Source organism: Chitinophaga sp. 01L420, assembly GCF_056399985.1.
The window spans coordinates 1-921 of sequence record NZ_JBFTSK010000132.1; the positions used below are offsets into that span (position 1 = coordinate 1).

Genomic DNA, 921 nt, shown 5'->3' on the forward strand with positions numbered 1-921 from the left:
TTAGTTTGCTGTAAAGCAAAGGCTGTAAAGCAAAGAAGATCTTATGGTGGTTTTGCCGAGGGTGTTCACCTCTTCCCATTCCGAACAGAGAAGTTAAGCCCCTCATGGCCGATGGTACTGCACAACAATGCGGGAGAGTAGGTAGCTGCCATACTTATTAAGAGAAGCCTTAGTGTTTGTGCACTAAGGCTTTTTCTTTCTTTAAGAGTAGAGGATATCTGCTAAAGAGCAGATATCAAAATAACTTGACACACAGGGCAGTCACTACTGCTAACACGATGACACACCAGGCTAGGCAACAACCTACCACTTACACTTTACAATGGTGTCATCAACGTTTCCGACAAGGAAATACACTTAAGCACCAAGCTTAAAATCAAATTGACATACAGAAAATAAATAAGCAATTAAGTTGAAATAATTTTTGCTGCGAATGATAAAGGTTATATCTTTGCCATCCGCTCAAAAAGTCATGGTTCTTTGTAAAATAATGGGTTGATTATCAGAAGATTGAAATGCACTTTCCTAATATATAAGTCATTCAGGTAGAGATAATTAAATATAAAAAATGTTGTAAAAGTTTTGGTGATTAAATAAAAGATTCCTACCTTTGCAACCCCAACACAAACGACACAAAAAAGTTCTTCTAAAAATAACAAAAGATGTACGGCTAAAGAGCCACAGAGATCGGATCTCACACATCAACAACGACTAAATGTTAATGGTTAATAACTATCAGCAAGTCATAAGTTCTTTGAAAGATTGGAAACAACAGCACGAATCTAAGTAGTGATGCTTAGATTCAAACAGGTAATGTACAGCTAAACATAATTAATAGATCACCGATTGATTTCGAGAGAAATTAGTCAGTATCAAAACTTCTTTACAATGGAGAGTTTGATCCTGGCTCAGGATGAACGC

The 921-nt window shown here is 36.6% G+C and carries 1 rRNA gene; it reads left to right on the forward strand.

Annotation, left to right across the window (positions count from 1 at the left end):
- Window positions 1-42 precede the first annotated feature (42 nt).
- Window positions 43-154: ribosomal RNA gene (rrf, locus tag AC1DP6_RS36470) — 5S ribosomal RNA — on the forward strand.
- Window positions 155-921: the final 767 nt, after the last annotated feature.